This is a genomic window from Methanohalobium evestigatum Z-7303, assembly GCF_000196655.1.
Lineage (GTDB): Archaea > Halobacteriota > Methanosarcinia > Methanosarcinales > Methanosarcinaceae > Methanohalobium > Methanohalobium evestigatum.
Window position 1 is genome coordinate 642,506 of record NC_014253.1, and the last position, 19,425, is coordinate 661,930.

Annotated in this window: 14 protein-coding genes; 9 read left to right on the forward strand and 5 right to left on the reverse strand. The window is 37.9% G+C overall.

Translation table 11 applies throughout. The features are described from left to right. Positions 1 to 5 precede the first annotated feature (5 nt). Complete coding sequence (locus tag METEV_RS03350; RefSeq protein WP_049891251.1) at positions 6 to 374, forward strand: winged helix-turn-helix transcriptional regulator; 369 nt, start codon at positions 6 to 8, stop codon at positions 372 to 374. A gap of 2 nt (positions 375 to 376) precedes the next feature. Here the strand turns inward: METEV_RS03350 and METEV_RS03355 are convergent, their stop codons facing one another. Then, positions 377 to 1,321: a TIGR00269 family protein gene (locus METEV_RS03355; RefSeq protein ID WP_013194153.1), complete on the reverse strand. Its 945-nt coding sequence runs from the start codon at positions 1,319 to 1,321 to the stop codon at positions 377 to 379. Positions 1,322 to 1,458: 137 nt separating this feature from the next. On the opposite strand from METEV_RS03355, the gene METEV_RS03360 reads away from it, so the two are divergent. Continuing rightward, positions 1,459 to 2,787 carry a tripartite tricarboxylate transporter permease gene (locus METEV_RS03360; RefSeq protein ID WP_013194154.1) on the forward strand — a complete coding sequence of 443 codons (1,329 nt, stop codon included), beginning with the start codon at positions 1,459 to 1,461 and terminating at the stop codon, positions 2,785 to 2,787. A gap of 13 nt (positions 2,788 to 2,800) precedes the next feature. Here the strand turns inward: METEV_RS03360 and METEV_RS03365 are convergent, their stop codons facing one another. Beyond that, complete coding sequence (locus tag METEV_RS03365; protein ID WP_013194155.1) at positions 2,801 to 3,358, reverse strand: tRNA (cytidine(56)-2'-O)-methyltransferase; 558 nt, start codon at positions 3,356 to 3,358, stop codon at positions 2,801 to 2,803. A gap of 26 nt (positions 3,359 to 3,384) precedes the next feature. Continuing rightward, on the reverse strand, positions 3,385 to 4,905 hold the full coding sequence (locus tag METEV_RS03370) for an AMP phosphorylase (protein ID WP_013194156.1): 1,521 nt from the start codon (positions 4,903 to 4,905) through the stop codon (positions 3,385 to 3,387). A 291-nt stretch (positions 4,906 to 5,196) separates the two neighbouring features. Here METEV_RS03370 and METEV_RS03375 point away from each other — a divergent pair, with 291 nt between their 5' ends. Next, positions 5,197 to 7,068 carry a Coenzyme F420 hydrogenase/dehydrogenase, beta subunit C-terminal domain gene (locus tag METEV_RS03375; RefSeq protein ID WP_013194157.1) on the forward strand — a complete coding sequence of 624 codons (1,872 nt, stop codon included), beginning with the start codon at positions 5,197 to 5,199 and terminating at the stop codon, positions 7,066 to 7,068. An 8-nt stretch (positions 7,069 to 7,076) separates the two neighbouring features. On the opposite strand, the gene METEV_RS03380 is transcribed toward METEV_RS03375, so the two are convergent. Both METEV_RS03380 and METEV_RS03385 read right to left on the reverse strand, forming a co-directional pair. Continuing rightward, complete coding sequence (locus METEV_RS03380; protein WP_049890919.1) at positions 7,077 to 9,149, reverse strand: DUF7507 domain-containing protein; 2,073 nt, start codon at positions 9,147 to 9,149, stop codon at positions 7,077 to 7,079. Further along, positions 9,146 to 11,029 carry a COG1470 family protein gene (locus METEV_RS03385; protein ID WP_049890920.1) on the reverse strand — a complete coding sequence of 628 codons (1,884 nt, stop codon included), beginning with the start codon at positions 11,027 to 11,029 and terminating at the stop codon, positions 9,146 to 9,148. The genes METEV_RS03380 and METEV_RS03385 overlap by 4 nt, the downstream gene beginning before the upstream one ends. A gap of 219 nt (positions 11,030 to 11,248) precedes the next feature. On the opposite strand from METEV_RS03385, the gene pheA reads away from it, so the two are divergent. From pheA to METEV_RS03415, 6 genes are read left to right on the forward strand one after another with little or no spacing between them, the layout of a single operon-like run. After that, positions 11,249 to 12,094 (forward strand): prephenate dehydratase, encoded by an 846-nt coding sequence (pheA, locus tag METEV_RS03390; protein WP_013194158.1) that lies wholly within the window; start codon positions 11,249 to 11,251, stop codon positions 12,092 to 12,094. Between the two features lie 46 nt (positions 12,095 to 12,140). Then, positions 12,141 to 13,031 (forward strand): DUF7502 family protein, encoded by an 891-nt coding sequence (locus tag METEV_RS03395; protein ID WP_013194159.1) that lies wholly within the window; start codon positions 12,141 to 12,143, stop codon positions 13,029 to 13,031. Positions 13,032 to 13,081: 50 nt separating this feature from the next. Continuing rightward, a complete protein-coding gene (locus tag METEV_RS03400; RefSeq protein WP_013194160.1) occupies positions 13,082 to 14,056 on the forward strand; it encodes an AAA family ATPase in 975 nt (324 codons plus the stop codon). A 37-nt stretch (positions 14,057 to 14,093) separates the two neighbouring features. Beyond that, positions 14,094 to 14,978 (forward strand): DUF58 domain-containing protein, encoded by an 885-nt coding sequence (locus METEV_RS03405; RefSeq protein WP_013194161.1) that lies wholly within the window; start codon positions 14,094 to 14,096, stop codon positions 14,976 to 14,978. Beyond that, the gene (locus METEV_RS03410) at positions 14,972 to 16,849 is read left to right on the forward strand and encodes a vWA domain-containing protein (protein ID WP_013194162.1); all 1,878 of its coding nucleotides are present in this window, start codon (positions 14,972 to 14,974) and stop codon (positions 16,847 to 16,849) included. The genes METEV_RS03405 and METEV_RS03410 overlap by 7 nt, the downstream gene beginning before the upstream one ends. Next, positions 16,849 to 19,326, forward strand: a complete 2,478-nt coding sequence (locus METEV_RS03415; protein WP_013194163.1) for a vWA domain-containing protein — start codon at positions 16,849 to 16,851, stop codon at positions 19,324 to 19,326. The genes METEV_RS03410 and METEV_RS03415 overlap by 1 nt, the downstream gene beginning before the upstream one ends. Positions 19,327 to 19,425 lie beyond the last annotated feature (99 nt).

Below are 19,425 nucleotides of genomic sequence, written 5' to 3' on the forward strand. Positions count from 1 at the left end.
ATACTATGAAAGATTGCACATTATACAAGACAGTAGACATTATCGGGAAGAGGTGGACCCTTTGTATATTACTGGAATTGTACAAGGGGCAAAACGAGGAAAAACAGTTCAATGAACTCAAAAATATGCTGCAAAATATAACTCCGAAAACACTTACAACCCGTTTAAGAGAACTTGAACAGCAAGGACTAGTCAGAAAAAAGGTAGATGATTCCTCCATTCCTATTAAATGTAAATATACACTTACCGATAGTGGAGAAGATTTCATTGAGATTATACAGCAAATCAAAAAATGGGGTCTAAAATGGAAATTTGATAATAAAGAATGTGAAAAATCGCAATGTAAATTCTGCGGATTGGAAAACATTGAATGAATTTATTCATATCCCAGTAATTTACACGCTTGGCATAAACTCCCAGTACATAAATCACCACATACACTACATTCGTTAAGTTTGTTTTCCTCTGGAGGATATTCTTTTGCAAGTATGGGTAACAATTTCTGGAATCCACTTAAAAGTGAATGTTTGGTTCCGGGATGTTTTGATTCAAATTCATTCAGCATATCCCTCACTTCACCCCTTATTGCTTCGTGGGCATAGGGACACTCACTAAAATCCATAGGAAGTTCATTGACAATCGCATAGAGTGCTACCTCTTTTTCAGGTATACTACGCAGAGGTTTTATACGCAGGGTAAGTCCTTCTATTTTCTTGGGAGGGTCAAGGCGTACCAGACGGGATATATCACCTTTTAAATGGTTTAATAGAATAGTTTGAGCTTCATCATCAAGATTATGACCTATTGCAAGTCTGGTTGCTCCTTCCTCCTTTGCTGTTTTGTTTAAAAGTTTTTTCCTGAATACTCCACAATAACTGCATGCTCCGTATGAACGTTGTTTTTGTGTGAGCTCATCAAGTGTCATTCCGTATTCATCAGCAAACGAGCGAATAACGTGTTTTATACCCAGATTATCAGTAAGTTCTTTTGATTTTTGTATTGTATCTAAACGGTAACCAGATATCCCTTCATCGATGGTAATAGCTACAAGGTTTATATCTGGTCTATCTCCAAATATTTTGTTTAGTATATAAAGTAAAACTGTACTGTCCTTGCCACCGCTTAAAGCTATTGCTATTGTTTCATTTCTGTTTATGTTATAATGTTTTCTGATGGTTAGCTTGATTTTTCTTTCCACATCTTCCACGAAATGTTTTTTGCAAAGATGCATTCCAGAATATTTTTGATAGATTATTGATTCGTTATCACATTTTGTACATTGTCTACCCATAGATGTCATTCTACCAGAAAGAGATTTCATATAAATAAATTCTCATCAAAAATATCATCTATGCTTTTTAACTGATAAAATTAAAAAATAAAATTTTTCTTATACATCAAATAATTTACCTAAAGTATTGTATTAATTATATTTATTTTTTCACATAATGGGTCAGGATGTTTCCGCAAGCTGATTTATCGGTTACAATGCTATTGTTGTCTATACTGGCAGGTTACATTCTTGGAGTGATTTCAGGGTTGATTCCCGGAATACATACCAACAATTTTGCGATGGTTCTTGTATATTTGTCTTCTGTAATGGCTGATTATGGCATAACTACTATTTATGCCGCAGTGATTATATCATCCAATTCCATCACCCATACATTTCATGATGTTATCCCTTCTATATTTCTGGGTGCACCGAGTGAAGATATGGCTCTGGCGGTACTTCCTGGGCATCAACTTTCACTTGAGGGGTCTGGTGCTGAAGCCATCAAGTTATCTGCAATAGGTAGTGCCGGGTCTATAATATTTTCTTTAATATTGGTTCTACCAGTAGCAGGTGTCTTCAGTACAATGTATCCGATTATTCAGAACTATATGGGCTGGATACTCCTTGTTATTATACTGCTCATGGTTGCTACTGAAAAAGGTGAATCCGTTGCAGGACAGGGGCAACTTGTCCCGTATAAACATAAATTCTACGCATTTGTAATATTTCTATTGAGCGGGTTGCTAGGATATTTTGCTTTTGAAACCGAATATCTGATTGAACCAGTTGTAGATATAGGTTCACCATCAATATTATTACCACTACTAAGCGGACTTTTTGGAGCGTCACAGCTTGTAATAAGCCTTATGTCGCGTACAGACATTCCACCTCAAAAATATTCAATACCCAAACTGGAAAGAAGTAAAATATCAAGAGGAATTGCTATGGGTAGTGTAGCAGGGTCTATTGTTGCATGGATTCCCGGTATATCTTCATCGATTGCAACTGTGATTTCACGACTGTTTATAACGGATAATTTTAACAATAAAAATACAGAAGATGAACTGGATTCTTCAAAAGAATTTATTGTTTCTGTATCAGGGGTTAATACTTCAAACGCTGTATTTGGATTGCTTTCACTGGTTGTAATTGAAAAAACCAGAAGCGGTGCTATGGTCGCATTCAATAAACTTATTGATGCAAGTCAATTAAACGGACAATTTGTAATTTTATTTTTCTGTATAATTTTGGCAGCGGCTTTTTTATCATATCTATCAACTATTGTAATTGGAAATAATGCATACAGAATACTGTCAAAAATAGATTATTACAAGCTTTGTATCTCCGTCATACTTGGGCTTGCATTACTTGTTTTCCTGTTTACAGGACTATATGGGTTGTTGATATTTATAATAGCCACACCCATAGGAATGATGGCTCCTTTTATGACAGTGAAAAAATCAAACGCAATGGGTGTCATTTTACTGCCTATCATGTTATATTTTTTATAAAACACCAAACAGGTTAATTATTATTTATATTATCAGAGTTTGTATTATCAATCACCTTTTTACCTCTCGATGTTGGAACGATTGACAATTCAGCATCTCCAAATTCCTGTTTTAACGGGTCATAATCTGAAATTCTGTCCATTGTCACTGAGATAGCGGCTACTTCAGAATGAGGCTGATTACCCACAGCCACATTCAAGTCTGCCATGTCATAAACTTCAGGCGGTACTTTTTCTGCACCAACTATAATCATGATTTTATGCCAGTTTTTAATATCGCTTTCAACATCAGAAAGATTCAAACCATACATGGACAGGTGACATACTTTTCCACCGTTGTTTTTCCATGATTGTATTTCTTTCTTCCAGTTAACATTGTTTTTTACATAAAAATTACCTCCCCACCTTCTGGCTACAGACTCGATATTATCTGCTATAGCCCTGTCATCAGATGCGAGCAACAAACCTTCTGCTCCAAATGCCCTTGCCGTTAAACCTACATGTGTGGTAATTCTTTTATCCCTTTCAGGACGGTGACCCAGACGCAATACAATTATTTGTTTTCCTGTCATAGAAATCAATCACAATAATAATTTAATTACAGCTCTTTATAACTTGGAACTCTTTCAAGAAGCATACCCTCTATCATAATAGGAGAATTCATCTGAGCGCTTTTTACTGCACTTTTAAGTTTATATTCTTTCTCTGAATGGATTGTCAGCACTGCCTGGTCTTTTTTCACTGATTCTCCTCGTTTTTTATGTATTAAAACACCTGCTCCTTTATCATTTGGTGCTCCAGCAAGTCTTGCAATCTCAATAAGGCGTTTATTATTAAATTCTATAAGATACCCATCTGTAGGTGCTGTTAATTTATGGGTATATTCCCCGGCATTTATGTCATCTGAGGTTACATTTGAATCCCCTCCCTGTATGTCTATAATCTCTTTCATTTTGTTCAAAGCGTAACCATTTCTGAGGGTATCTTCTGCTACTTTTCTGCCCTGTCCTTTGATAGCTACACCACCCATCTCAAGAAGCATGCCTGCAATAGAGGTACTTTTTTCTATCAAACTGTTTGGACCTTCCATGGATTCCAAAACTTTGAGTGCTTCTCTAACTTCAAGTGCCGGTCCAACAGTCCTACCTACTGGGGAAGAACCATAGGTAAGTGCACATTCAATATTCATTCCCAGACGTTCCCCTAGATTTATCAGGTCTCTTGCAAGCTTTCTCCCTTCTTGAACATTTTTTATTTTAGTGCCTTCACCGGTAGGTATATCAATTACAACCTGATCTGCACCTACTGAACCCTTTTTAGCCATAATAGACGCCAGAAGCTGGCAATGAGGATCAATAGAAAGCGGATATTCAATGCGTATAAGTTTATCATCTGCCGGAGCTATATTCGTAGCTCCACCCCAAACCAGAACTCCTCCTACCTTTTCAGTCATTGACCGTACTTCTGATGCAGTGAATTCTACGGGTGCCAGAACTTCCATCAAATCTGATGTTCCACCCGCCCCAGTAATAGCTCTTGAACTTGTTTTAGGAATCATTAATCCGTTAGCTGCTACGATAGGAACTACAAGAAGAGATATTTTGTTACCCGGAACCCCACCAATGGAATGTTTATCCATTACTGGATGAGTATCAAATTCTATTTTTTCACCTGTATCTATCATGGCTCTTGTCAACCATTCAGTTTCATCATCGCTCATATCGTTGATGTAGGAAGCAGTCATAAATGCAGATAATTCTATATCACTCAGGCTTTCATCCACTATACCGTTAACAAGAAGGTAGATTTCCTCTTGGGTCAATTTTTGTTTATTCATCAATTTTTTGATTACCTGTGCTGATTTGGGGATGGAAGCGGGTGATATGTCAACAGTTTCCGTCCATTCTCTTTGTAATTTTTCCTGAACTTCATGATATAACCCCACCATACCCGGAGATATCATATCTTCGGTAAAATCCACAATTGCTGTAAGGCTATCATGGTCTCTTACTCTTACTCTATCTCCTTCATTTACACCAAGTTCTTTTGCATCGACTGAATTAAGAACTACTTTATATTTCCCGACTTTGATATTAAGAGGCTGTACTTTAAGCTGCATTGTTACTTCCTGTTACTAATTAATTTGATGATAGATTATATCCGATAATTTTTAAAGATACGAATTAATGAAGTCCATCCATATTTATAAATGTTGAAACAGAAATAACCATTATGTTGCTAATTATTTTTTATTCTTTCTCTTTGAAAACCTGAATATTGATTGGTTATACTATAGATTTAATCTTTTTCCGCATCAGGAAAGTTAACAGAGTTAACTTTTATCAAACGCTATATATAGGGCTTTTATAAGCAATGTAAATATAAAATAATCCTATAACGGGGAAATATCATGTATGAATGGAAATTAAAAGATGAAATTGTTGATAATGGAATGTGTGCCAGATGCGGTACATGTGCAGTAGTCTGTCCCAACGACCTTCTGGACTTTAAAAATGGACCTGTATTAAAAGATGAATGTCTGAGAAAAGGTCACGGAATGTGTTTAGAGGTCTGTCCCCGTGTTTCATCAGGAAAATACCAGATAAGTATCAGAGAAAATTTTAAAGAAGAATATTATGCAGGCAGAGGGAATTTTGACGGTCAGGATGGAGGAGTTGTTACTGCTTTTTTAAAATATCTTCTGGATAATGAAAAAATAGAAGGTGCAATTGTTGTCGGTGATGAATGCTGGAAACCGGTTTCAATGGTTGTCAAAGATGAAAAAGGATTAATGGACACTGCAAAATCAAAATACACTATTTCAACACTTGATGCATTAAGGGATGCAGGTGAAATGGGTCTGGAAAATGTTGCAGTGGTTGGACTACCGTGTCAAATTAACGGATTGAGGAAATTGCAGTATTTTGAATATCTTGCAAAACACGGTGAAGAACTCGGAAGCAACGGAAAACCTGCAAATCTTCCAGATATCCAGTATTTAATAGGGCTTTTCTGCACTGAAAAATTTGAATATGACAGCCTTAAAAACATATTGCAGAAATATAATGTTGATATAGAAAATGTTGAAAAATTTGATATCTTAAAAGGAAAACTTGTTGCATATTCCAATAAAAAAAATGCGAGTGTAAAAATCCCTCTCGATGAAATTGATATAACTCCCGGATGCAGAGTTTGCAGAGATTTTGACGCAAATATGGCTGATGTTTCTGTGGGGAGTGCCGGAAGTTCTGATGGATATTCAACAGTAGTAGTAAGAACTGAAAAAGGAGACGATATCAAAAACGCTATTGAACTTCATGATGAAATAAATCTTGATGCGGTTTCTAAATTAAAAAATATCAAGTCAGAAAGGTTCAACAAGGAAATAAAAAGAAGGAAAGAATATAATGAACCGGTTTCACTTTACTGGCTTGCAGAACACGGTGGTGTTTCTAAAAGAGCTGACGACTCCTATTTTATACGGATAAGAGCCAAACCCTCTGGATGGTATGAAGCCGATGAAATAGAATATGTTTCAAAAATAGCAGAGGAGTACAACGGCAAATTGAAACTGACAAATCGAGGCGGTATAGAAATTCATGATATAAGCGGTTTTGATGCTGAAGAAGTTGCTCTTAAATTAAAGAATAAAGGGTTGTTAACCGGTTCTGAAGGACCTCTGGTGAGAGCCACTCTTGCCTGTCCAGGTGAAGGAGAATGTGGAAGTGGGTTAATAAACACCACACGAATCTGTGAATTGATGGAAGATGAATTCACAGAAAAACCTGAGCCCTATAAATTTAAAATTGCTGTTAGCGGCTGCCCAAACAAATGTGTGAGACCGCATATACACGATATTGGATTTTATGGTGTAAGATATCCCAAAGTAAATGATAACTGCAATGGATGTGGGCGGTGTGCAGATGTCTGTAAACTTGAGGCTATAAGCGTGAGGGGAACAACTTCCTATACCAATTATAATGTGTGTATAGGATGTGGAAAATGTATAAAAGCCTGCCCGAATGATGCAAGAGATATTGAAAAAGAAGGTTACATGGCTCTTGTAGGTGGTAAATCCGGAAGAGAAATTGTAGAGGCAACAAATATGGGTATGATGGGTGAAGATGAACTTGTGGATTTTGTTAATGGAGTGATGAAAGTTTATGAAAAATATGCTGATAAACCACAGAGAGAAAGACTGTCCTCAGTGATGGAAAAAATAGGCAAAGGCAGTTTTTTAAGTGAGGTTAAAGACTTTAAAAAAGAAATGGATAGTGTTTAACTATCCTTTTATTGTTTTCTACTTCTTTTCAGATACATCACAAGCACAGCACCAAGCAAACCAGCGGTGATTAGTGGACTGGCTGTAGGTACTTCTTTGGATACACCTTCATAGTGACTCAAATCTTCATCTGAAACTGTTTCGTCCTCATAATCACCTGTAACACTACCTACATTTTCGTACTGACCTTCTGTTGCAGTACCAGTATATTCATAGACCCAAGTTTCTGTCTGGTTGAGGTAGCCATCTCCATTTACATCTCCACTCTGATAAACCGGTGTTACACCTGTTACACTATCTGTAACCTGTACATTTTCAAGCGGTACATTACCGGTGTTGGTTACTGTGTAGGTCCATGTAACCTGATTTCCGGTTTCTATTTCAGGTCCTGTGGGTGTGTCGGCATCCTGACCATTGGTTGATTTCTCGATGTCTATACCTAGATTCGGTTCAAACGGTACTTCTCCAATATAATGACTTGGGTCATCATCGACTACTGTTTGACCTGCATAATCACCCGAAACATCACCAACGTTTTCATATTGTCCTTCTTTTACTGTACCAGTGGCTTCATAAATCCAAGTCTCATTCAATTGAAGGACATCATCACCGTTGGTGTCTCCACTCTGATATACTGGATTTACACCTGTTACACTGTCAGTTACCTGTACATTTTCTATTGGTACATTACCTGTGTTGTTTACAGTATAAGTCCAGGTAACTGTATCACCAACTGTTAGTTCAGGTCCGGTCGGTGTATCGGCATCATCTCCATTGGTGGATTTCTCGATGTCTATTCCTGGATTCGGTTCAAACTGTTCATCTCCAATATAGTGGCTTGGATCCTCATCAGTTACATTGGTATCTTCATATTCTCCGGTTACATTACCTATGTTGAAATATTGACCTTCTTCTGCTATTCCAGTAGCATTATAAATCCAGGTTTCAGTTACATTGAGGTACCCATCTCCGTTAGTATCTCCACTTACAAAGGTTGGATTTACACCATCTACATTGTCTGTTACCTCTACACTACTGAGATTCACGTTACCGGTGTTGGTTACAGTGTAGTTCCAGGTTACTGTGTCACCTACTCCTATTTCAGGTCCTGTCGGTGTATCGGCATCATCTCCATTGGTGGACTTCTCTATGTCTATGGAAACGTTTACTCCAAAGTAGTGACTCGGGTCTTCATCGGTTACATCAATGGTGATGTTATTGCTGTATTGACCTGTAACATTACCAAGATTTGCATACTGGCCTTCCATTGCAGTACTGGTATTGGTTACCGTGGTACTCTCTCCGACTGCAAGCTCTCCTATTGATGAGGTGAAGGCTGTCTGGTTGTCACTTACCTCTACACTGCTGAGATTCACGTTACCGGTGTTGGTTACGGTGTAGTTCCAGGTTACTGGGTCACCTACTCCTATTTCGGGTCCCGTCGGTGTATCGGCGTCATCTCCATTGGTGGATTTCTCTATGTCTATGGAAGCGTTTACTCCAAAGTAGTGACTCGGGTCTTCATCGGTTACATCAATGGTGATGTTATTGCTGTATTGACCTGTAACATTACCAAGATTTGTATACTGGCCTTCCATTGCAGTACTGGTATTGGTTACCGTGGTACTCTCTCCGACTGCAAGCTCTCCTATTGATGAGGTGAAGGCTGTCTGGTTGTCACTTACCTCTACACTGCTGAGATTCACGTTACCGGTGTTGGTTACGGTGTAGTTCCAGGTTACTGGGTCACCTACTCCTATTTCGGGTCCCGTCGGTGTATCGGCGTCATCTCCATTGGTGGATTTCTCTATGTCTATGGAAGCGTTTACTCCAAAGTAGTGACTCGGGTCTTCATCGGTTACATCAATGGTGATGTTATTGCTGTATTGACCTGTAACATTACCAAGATTTGCATACTGGCCTTCCATTGCAGTACTGGTATTGGTTACCGTGGTACTCTCTCCGACTGCAAGCTCTCCTATTGATGAGGTGAAGGCTGTCTGGTTGTCACTTACCTCTACACTGCTGAGATTCACGTTACCGGTGTTGGTTACGGTGTAGTTCCAGGTTACTGGGGTCACCTTACTCCTATTTCGGGTCCCGTCGGTGTATCGGCGTCATCTCCATTGGTGGATTTCTCTATGTCTATGGAAGCGTTTACTCCAAAGTAGTGACTCGGGTCTTCATCGGTTACATCAATGGTGATGTTATTGCTGTATTGACCTGTAACATTACCAAGATTTGCATACTGGCCTTCCATTGCAGTACTGGTATTGGTTACTGTGGTACTCTCTCCGACTGCAAGCTCTCCTATTGATGAGGTGAAGGCTGTCTGGTTGTCACTTACCTCTACACTGCTGAGATTCACGTTACCGGTGTTGGTTACGGTGTAGTTCCAGGTTACTGGGTCACCTACTCCTATTTCGGGTCCCGTCGGTGTATCGGCGTCATCTCCATTGGTGGATTTCTCTATGTCTATGGAAGCGTTTACTCCAAAGTAGTGACTCGGGTCTTCATCGGTTACATCAATGGTGATGTTATTGCTGTATTGACCTGTAACATTACCAAGATTTGCATACTGGCCTTCCATTGCAGTACTGGTATTGGTTACTGTGGTACTCTCTCCGACTGCAAGCTCTCCTATTGATGAGGTGAAGGCTGTCTGGTTGTCACTTACCTCTACACTGCTGAGATTCACGTTACCGGTGTTGGTTACGGTGTAGTTCCAGGTTACTGGGTCACCTACTCCTATTTCGGGTCCCGTCGGTGTATCGGCGTCATCTCCATTGGTGGATTTCTCTATGTCTATGGAAGCGTTTACTCCAAAGTAGTGACTCGGGTCTTCATCGGTTACTATAATATCACTGAAATTAGCAGTAACATTACCAATGTTACTATACTGACCTTCCTGAGCAGTTCCATTAGCTGTACAAATCATAGATTCACCCGGTGCCAACGTATTTGTTGGACATGTGACTGATACTCCTTCACTGTCAGTAACGCTGATATTGGTTAGATTTGTGTTACCTGTATTGGTTACATTGTAAGTCCAGTTTACATCATCTCCAATCGGTATTTCAGGACCTATGACATTATCTGCATCCACTCCATTGGTGGACTTTTCAATATCTATCTGCGGGTTTGGAATTTCAAAGAATACTACACCTGAGTCTTCACCGACCTCCGGGTCACCGCTTGAACCTGCTCCAACCTGTATCGCAAGTTTTGAGCCTGGATTTACATCGTAAAATTTACTAAAGTTTTCAACTTTGACTTCATAAACTGATTTGGGTAGTGTATCATCTCCTATTTGACGGAAATTCTGATAGGAGAACTTTGATGATACATTATTATAATCCAGTCCCACATCAGTATCTATTATATTCCAATCATTATCGCTTATCTGTATCAGAGAGTAGTCCTGATAAACACCGTTTTTTGCTTGATAAAATGCGATACTCCATGACTCTTGAGTGCTCAAACCGAATCCTGCTGGTCCAACATCTCCACCTGAATCTCCTGCTGACGACTCTGTAGTTACATCTCCATTACCATCATGGTCCCCAGGAATACCATAAACTTCTGTCATACCATACAAGGTATCCGTTGATTGATTATAATGCCCGTAAACTTTGTATAAATCCGAACCACTAGAATTTCCATTCAAAGCCATTGACTCATCATAACTAGACCCTGAATCATTCTTTGGGTCTACTGCATTATAATCTCCAGTATCCGCTTGAAGTGTACCCTGCATAATCTCTAATCTATCTCCCAGATTGTTTATATCATATTCTGAGGCAGCTGTAGCATTATTCGTTTGACCAAATGCCCAGTTTTCATTCCACTCCCCAGATGTTTTATTACCATCTACAGTTATTGCTGATACCGATGAAACTAACGATAGCATCATCAATAAAGCAATAACTATGCAAAAACCTGTTTGTAATTTAATTTTCAATTCTATACCCCCTCTTTTGAAATACATTAAAAAATATTTTTTTTTGAGTGACTTTTATACAAATAAATATTAAAACAGGTAAGGATATATTATGTTAGGAAATAATAATTCTAAAATCAATACCTAATAGCAATTACTAAGGATAGTTACATTAAAAACTAAAACCAAAGTATTTTACAAAATCATAAGTTATTTTAATTATACTGCCAATTAAAAACCATGATTGTCGGTGTATTGGGTCCTGCTGGGTCATATTCTGAAAAAGCAGCAAAAAAATGGGCAAAAAAAATGGAACATACTGATGTTCCTGTATTCAATTATTACGAAGATATAACAGATACTTTTTCAGCGGTGGTAAACAAAACAGTTGATTATGGCGTTGTACCGGTAGAAAATTCAATCGAAGGTTCGGTAGGTATCACCCTCGACCAGTTATTTGAAAATGAAATAACAATCACAAGTGAAATAGTAGTACCCATTGAACACTGTCTTTTATCAAAAGGTAGCTTGTCAGACATAAAAATAATACTATCCCATCCTCAAGCACTTGCACAATGCCGAAATTTTTTAAAAACGCATTTTAAAAATACTGAACTTAGAACCACCGGAAGTACATCCCATGCTGCAACGCTTGCAACTGAATTTGATGAAATGGCGGCAATAGCATCTCGCAGTTCTGCAGAAATGTATGGATTAAAAATACTAATACCTAATATACAAGACCATAATGAAAATTATACCCGATTTCTTGTCATAAAATCAAAATATAAAACATCCAATATTAAATCAATTCCAACAGAACATCTTTACAAAACATCCATTATAGTTTATCTGGACCAGAACCGTCCAGGCGCGCTGTATGAAATCCTTGAAGAATTTGCCAAAAAAGAAATAAACTTAACAAAAATCGAATCCCGACCTTCCAAAAAAGCACTTGGTGATTATCTATTCTATATAGATTTTGAAGGCAGCATCCAAGACGAAACCATAAAAAGCGCACTGGATAACCTTGGTAGAAAAGTAAAAATGTTGAAAAACCTTGGTTCATACCCAAAAGACAATTAAATCTGTAATACATTATAAACATTCTAAACAGATAAAGGATTTATTCATGGCGGAAGGGAATTTTAACATTGAACATTTTGTAGAAAAACATGAATCAAGATTAAAATGGTTTAGACGCCTTTACAGATTACTGGATTTTATAGCTATTTCTGTATTTTTATACACAATATTTGTGATTTTTAACATAGACACGATTTTTTCCAGCATCAAAAGCTTTGAACTCTACACAGGAAGACAATTTCATTTTGCTGGTTTTTCTATATTATTTGAAACAATCGGATTGATTGTCATATCACTGACCATAGCTCTGATACTCTCTTTAATCATTCACAAATATAGCGATAAAACAAATGCTATACAGATAATAGAATCCAAATATCCGCAACTGAGTGAACGTCTAAGAACTGCTTATGACAATCGTAACACCAGCAATATAATCGTAAATGACCTAATTAATTCAGTAATAGGATACGCAAAAAATGTTAAACCTTTGGATTTACTAAATAGAAAAAGATTTGCTTCCAGTATTATAGCAGTTTTAGTTGCCGTTTCACTATTTTCAGTTATAACAATCTATGACTATAATACAGATATCAAACCTGTTGACATGAGCAGAGATATTTTTACTCCCGAAGATGATGGGACATCAGATGAGCTTCCAGTCACAGACAATCAAGAAAACGATGACAAAAATCAGGAAAACGTTCAGGGAGAAACGTCAATAGTAGTAGTAGAAGGTGAAAAAATCGATTTGAAATTACCTCCCGGTTCAGGCAAGGGATTTACAAATCGGCAGGAAGGAAATGATAACCAACCCTTTGAACCCTCATCCGCCTATGATATAAACGTTATTTCATCCAAAGCATACTATGAAAATTTACCTGAAGGATATCAGGGTGTAATTAAACAATATTTTGAAGAAATGGCAAAAAAATAATAAGTATAGATACATAATTTTATGATATCTAAATAAAACGGAGATTATCGATGTGTCCCACTGCATCTAATAAAAACAATCTAACCCAAACTTATCAGAATATCGGTGAGACTTTCCAAAACATCTTTGATGAAATCGGCAAAGTCATAGTAGGACAGAAAAACACAGTAGAACAAATAATTATAGCCATACTTTGCGATGGGCACGCACTGGTTGAAAGTAATCCCGGGCTTGGTAAAACACTTACCATTTCAACAATAGCAAAAATTACTGAACTGGATTTTAGCAGAATACAGTGTACACCTGACCTTATGCCTGCCGATATCACCGGTACCCACATAATAGAAGAAAGTGACGGAAAGAAAATGTTCAAATTTGAACAGGGTCCAGTTTTTGCAAATATTGTCCTTGCAGACGAGGTTAACCGTGCATCACCAAAAACACAATCCGCTCTTCTTGAATCCATGCAGGAAAAACAGGTCACAGTGGGAAATGATACATACAAACTGGACAGACCGTTTTTTGTACTTGCTACCCAGAACCCTATCGAAATGGAGGGTACATATCCACTTCCTGAAGCTCAACTGGACAGATTCATGTTTAAAATTCTGGTTGATTACCCAACATTTGATGATGAACTCAATATTGTTAACAGGTACACTACTGCTGAAACTCCACAAGTTAACAGGATTATAGATAAAAACACCCTGCTTGAACTACAGAAATTGAGCAGAGAAGTCCCTATCTCGGAAGAATTGAAAACGAGGGTTATCAAAATTGTGATGACAACCCGTCAATGGGGCGAACATATTGAATATGGTGCTTCTCCAAGAGCATCCATTGGTTTGATACTGGCTTCAAAAGCCCGTGCTTTGATTCATGGAAGAAATTACGTAAGCCATGAAGATATAGAAACTATGGCTTATCCAATTCTGCGCCATAGAATAATTCTTACGTTCGAATCTGAAAGACGGGGTGTATCAAAAGACCAGGTAATAAAAAAGATACTGGAAAACGTAAAATAAAGTTACATATTTCACAAGTAAAATACAAGATCTTGAAATGAATGAAAAAAAACATTCGATAGACATTGATTTTTTCAGACAGCTTGACCGATTTACCTTCATGGTAAAAAAAAGGGTATCAACAGCTTACGCAGGAAACCGTCGTTCTATACACAGCGGACGTGGTATTGATACTGTTGGATACAGGCCGTACTATCCAGGTGATGAAATAAGATCTATTGACTGGAACGTTTATGCCAGAACAGAAAAACTTTATGTACGACAGTATGAGGAGGAAAAATCACTTACCACACACATACTCCTTGATTCCAGCAAAAGCATGGATTACAGGGGCAACAACAATACTTCAAAATTCGAATATGGTGCTATGATAGCCGCAGGATTTGCGTATCTTGTTACAAAGGACAACGACAAATTTGCGATTTCAACGTTTTCTGAAAATGTGGATATAGCAAAACCCAAAAGAGGGAGAGAATATTTAATCAGAACTATTGACAGATTGAGTGAAACTGAACTCGGTGGTCAGACATCGATAAGGGAAAGTATGATACAATATACACCCGCCATAAGTTCCCGCTCACTGGTAGTAATTATCTCCGATTTCCTTGATAACCCCGAATCAATAGAATCTGCAATATACCGTTTTTCATACCATGACCTTATCCTTGTACAGGTTCTTGATAATACCGAAATTGACCTACCTGTCTACGGAAATAGCAAATTGATAGACCTGGAAACAGAATCTGAATTGAAAACCTATATCAGTAAAAACTTTAAAAATGAGTATAAAAAACAACTTGAAAATCATACCAACAGTATCCGGGAAATATGTGACCATACAGGTGCTGATTTTTATACCTTTGATACCGATACCCCAATATTTGACGCTTTCTTCTATACAATCAGCAGGAGGCGGTGGTAATTCCTTTTGATAATTTGTTCGCTCTTGCATCACTGCTAAGTGTAATACCTCTGATTATATTATATCTTCTAAGACCAAAACCAAGAGTAGCGAGAATACCCTCATTGATGTTTTTGATGAAGGTTGAAAAAGAGAAAAAGAAAATATATTCATCAATCACCAGAATTATAAAAGACCCATTATTTTTAATCCAGTTATTTGTCCTGATATTTCTTTCAGTTGCATCTGCAGGTCCTTTTTACACCTCTGAAGAACCATTAAGTAGTGAACATACAGTAATTGTCATTGATTCATCAGCAAGTATGCAGACAGACGGAAGATTTGATGATGCTATTTCCAAAGCAAAGAGCTATATAAGTCAGGAAAATACGGTTATACTTGCTGAAAATGTACCTGTTACTGCTCTGGAAAACGCTGGTGCATCAGATGCCAGAAATTTGTTAGATAAACTTAACCCAAAGGCTACTGTTGCTGACCTTTCAAGTGCTATATCCAGCGGGATGAGAATACTTTCAAATCAAGGTGGAAGAATCGTAGTAATCTCAGATTTTACACACTGGCAGGGGCAGGACCCGGTATCTGCGAAAAAACTTGCTGAATCCTATGGATTAAATGTGGATTTCGTCAGGGTGGGTGAACCCACTGACAATGTGGGAATAATTCATGGTAATGTGGAAACCGAAGGCAATTCCTATTCGTATAGTTCCATTGTCAAAAATTACAATGATGTTTCCAAAAACGTTGACATCGCAGTAAGAAACAACGGCCAAATCACAAAAACTTTACAATTTAATATAAATGCAGGTTCTACAAAGCAATTCAAAGTAAGCAACCTAAAAAGAGGAATCACAAAAATACAGATAGAGGGACAGGACAGTTTAATGGTGGATAACACCGCATATGTATCTGTTCCGAGTTTTTCAGACAATGACGTTTTGCTGGTTACAGATAAAGATAATACGCCTTCAGAAACTGCTCTTTCACTTATACCAAATGTACAGGTTTCTGTTTCTGAGAATATCCCAACACAGATAAATAATTATGATGTAGTTGTATTGTCCAATAACGAGCGGTCATTCAATGATGACGAAATATCAAGACTTGAAACATATACAAACAATGGCGGTGAAATGGTATTTATTGCAGGAGAACAACTGGCTCCAGAAAACGCAAAAATAAGCCTGTTGCAACTTCTCCCTGTCAAAACCCTTGGTATCACAGAGGCTTCTGATGGTGTAACATTAAAAGATGTACAATCCACCCAGCTTACAAACGACCTTAAACTGGACGAAATTGCGGTATATAAATATCTGAACTCAACTCCAAGAAGCGGTTCTACCACACTTATATCTACTGAAAACAACATCCCCATGCTAACTTACTGGACATCTGGTGAGGGGACTGTTGTTTATCTGGGGCTTAACGATAAACTCGGAGAAAATGCATGGAGCAATTTCCACAATCTTCCAGAGTATCCTGTATTCTGGGTTAAATTAATCGGATGGCTCGGTGGAGCTGGAGATGTAGTTGACTACAACATTGAGACTGGCACTATGACATCACTTTCACAAAGACAGACAATACAAACTCCTACTGGAAATCAGACAACAGAACGTGTACTGTACGATGAAGCCGGAGTTTATAAGGTAGCCGGTAAAACTATAGCTTCCAACCTTTTTGATGATAGAGAATCAGACACAACTATTGATGGTTCAGGTGTTATAGAACGTGCATCTAAAAACGGAGAACCTGAAATTGTAAGGTCTGAAACCTATACTGCAGAAAACGACCTTGATATTTACCTGATTGCAGCCGCTCTTTTGCTGATAATAACAGAAATATATATTATTAAAAAACGGGGTGAACTCTGATGGTATCCCTCCCTTTTATACCCCTATCTTTTGAACATCCTGAAATTATCCTGCTTATAGTTCCTTTAATAATTGCAGCATTGTATCTTATCCATAAAGGAACAAATACACGAATTATAGAATCCAGAGTAATTATTATTTCCCTGCTTATTCTTGCACTGGCTTCTCCATATATTATGGTCAGCGAAACCAGAACCAATGAAAACCCCAACCTTGTTGTTATCTCTGACGAAACATCGAGCATGGAGTTGTTTGAAGGTGGTACAGGAGAACGAATATATGAATCAATGGCTTCAAAAACTCCCACATCAATGGTACGTCTTACCGATGAAAAAACAAATCTTGGAGATGCTATAGTACAAAACTCCGGCGGAGACAACCAGATTGTTATTGTTACCGATGGAAACAACAATAACGGTGAAAGTCTGAAAAGTGCACTGGAATTTGCCGATAACACCGAAACAAATGTATATGCTGTTCAACCTGAACTTGAGACAAACGATTTGAGTGTTCAGATGAAAGGGGATAAAACAGTTGTTTTAAACAATGAAAATCAGTTTAAAGTGATTGTTTCACAGGCAAAGGATGAAACTATAAACTACGACCTTGAAGTCTATGCCAATGGTTCACTGATACGAAGCGGTACTTTCACCCAATCAGAACGTGAAAAAACAATAGATGTCAAAAATACTTTTGAATCACTCGGTGCAAACAATCTGAGAGCTGTTATAACACCTCATAGAGAGGATATTGACAGCATCAACAACAGATTTTATAAATCCGTATATGTAATCCCGAAACCTAATATCCAGTTAACTGCCAACAATATAGATTCACCGCTTTCCAGAATATTGTACAACCTGTATGATGTTACAACCAGCAACAATTTTACAAATATTGACAACAAAAAGGCGGTCATTCTTGATAACCAGCACATAAATACACTTTCACAAAATGAGGTAGAAAAACTTAACAACTATGTCACAGACGGAAATGGGCTTGTTGTTGTTGGTGGTGACCAATCCTATAGTTTCGGAGGATACCTCAATTCAACTTTTGAAGAACTCCTTCCTGTGATTTCAAAACCAACAAAGTGGACTGGGGGGAGAAATATTGTACTGGTTCTGGATGTATCCCAGAGCACTGCTGCCCACGGTACTCAGAGTGATATTCTGGGAAATGCTGTTAACCTCATTCAGAACGAGAACCTGAAAGATGCTAATCTTGGAGTTATCGCTTTTGGTACTGAAGGGGAAGATGTATCAAATGGACTTGTGTATCTGGGTATCCCATCAAACCGAGAACGTCTTGAAAATAAAATACGGAATCTTAAAACAGAAACCGATACTTCACTGAATTTGGGATTAAGTGTTTCACAGGAATGGCTTCAGGGTGAAACCGGTAAACTGGAAGTGATTGTTATATCAGATGGTGCCATTGGTTCATCCTATCAGAAAAGCCTTGATATCGCAGATGATATGAAAAAGAAAGGAGTCAATTTCTATTTTGTAAACATTGAACCAAGCGACCCGTCAATAGAAGGACGTTATGATAATAGAGGTAATCTTTACGCCAAAAGGTTTATACAGGAAATAGAAGGGTCAACTGATACTTATTTCCAGATTCAACGCGGTCAGCGTGCCAACCTTGTTTTTGAGGATTCTGATATTCCAGATGACGAAGATATTTCCGATTCTGGTCCTTTCCCAGTTATTGAATACAATTCCAACCATTTTATAACCAGAGATATAAACATCACCGGCAATGTATCTGGTTATAATGATGTAACTCCAAAAGCAGGTGCACAAAGGCTTGTAATCACCACAAACGGTAAACCAATAGTCACATCATGGAGGTTCGGACTCGGTAGAGTTGTGTCCTATACCACTGATAATGGTTATGGAAGTGGAAATCGATGGGCTTCACAGATGTATTCCGGTAACAACTCCAAACTTACATCCAAGTTGGTTAACTGGGCTATCGGAAACCCACGTGCTGAAGAAGGAATCGTTCTTAACGCTCCTGATGGATGGTCAGGAACACCTATTGAACTTTCATTAACAAGGTATGATGAGGGAGGATTACCTTCTCTACAACTGGATGATAGAGATGATAATATAGAACTTTCCATAACTGGTGAAAATACATATAAAGGGTCTATAACCGTTGATAAAATAGGTATGCACGACATTTCCGGATATCCTATTGCTGTAAATTATGCTCTGGAATATCGTGATGTCGGGTTTAACGAAAACTTACCCACATTAATCAAGTCACACGGCGGAAAAATGTATACAGAACAGGAGGCACGTGCACTGCTACTTGATGATGCAAAAGAAAGTGCCACAAAAACCGTCCAGACTCCATTTGATTTGAAAATGTACTTTATACTTACCGCGTTGGGTCTATTCCTGCTTGAAATAGTACTCCGCAGAGTAAGAGAAATTCGAGAATATAAAAACACTGAAAATGAGTAATTTTTAAAGAAAAAGTAGGGACGAGCGGGTTGGGGAGTGGGGTTTGTTGTGGGGGAGTGTGGTTGAAAAAAAGTCTTTTACCCGCTCGTTAATACTATA

Coding starts and splice junctions, on each gene's coding strand:
- METEV_RS03375 (WP_013194157.1), top strand. CDS start 5,197: ATGTATGAATGGAAATTAAAAGATGAAATTGTTGATAATGGAATGTGT.
- pheA (WP_013194158.1), top strand. CDS start 11,249: ATGATTGTCGGTGTATTGGGTCCTGCTGGGTCATATTCTGAAAAAGCA.
- METEV_RS03370 (WP_013194156.1), bottom strand. CDS start 4,905: ATGCAGCTTAAAGTACAGCCTCTTAATATCAAAGTCGGGAAATATAAA.
- METEV_RS03350 (WP_049891251.1), top strand. CDS start 6: ATGAAAGATTGCACATTATACAAGACAGTAGACATTATCGGGAAGAGG.
- METEV_RS03405 (WP_013194161.1), top strand. CDS start 14,094: ATGAATGAAAAAAAACATTCGATAGACATTGATTTTTTCAGACAGCTT.
- METEV_RS03360 (WP_013194154.1), top strand. CDS start 1,459: ATGTTTCCGCAAGCTGATTTATCGGTTACAATGCTATTGTTGTCTATA.
- METEV_RS03395 (WP_013194159.1), top strand. CDS start 12,141: ATGGCGGAAGGGAATTTTAACATTGAACATTTTGTAGAAAAACATGAA.
- METEV_RS03415 (WP_013194163.1), top strand. CDS start 16,849: ATGGTATCCCTCCCTTTTATACCCCTATCTTTTGAACATCCTGAAATT.
- METEV_RS03365 (WP_013194155.1), bottom strand. CDS start 3,358: ATGACAGGAAAACAAATAATTGTATTGCGTCTGGGTCACCGTCCTGAA.
- METEV_RS03400 (WP_013194160.1), top strand. CDS start 13,082: ATGTGTCCCACTGCATCTAATAAAAACAATCTAACCCAAACTTATCAG.
- METEV_RS03355 (WP_013194153.1), bottom strand. CDS start 1,321: ATGAAATCTCTTTCTGGTAGAATGACATCTATGGGTAGACAATGTACA.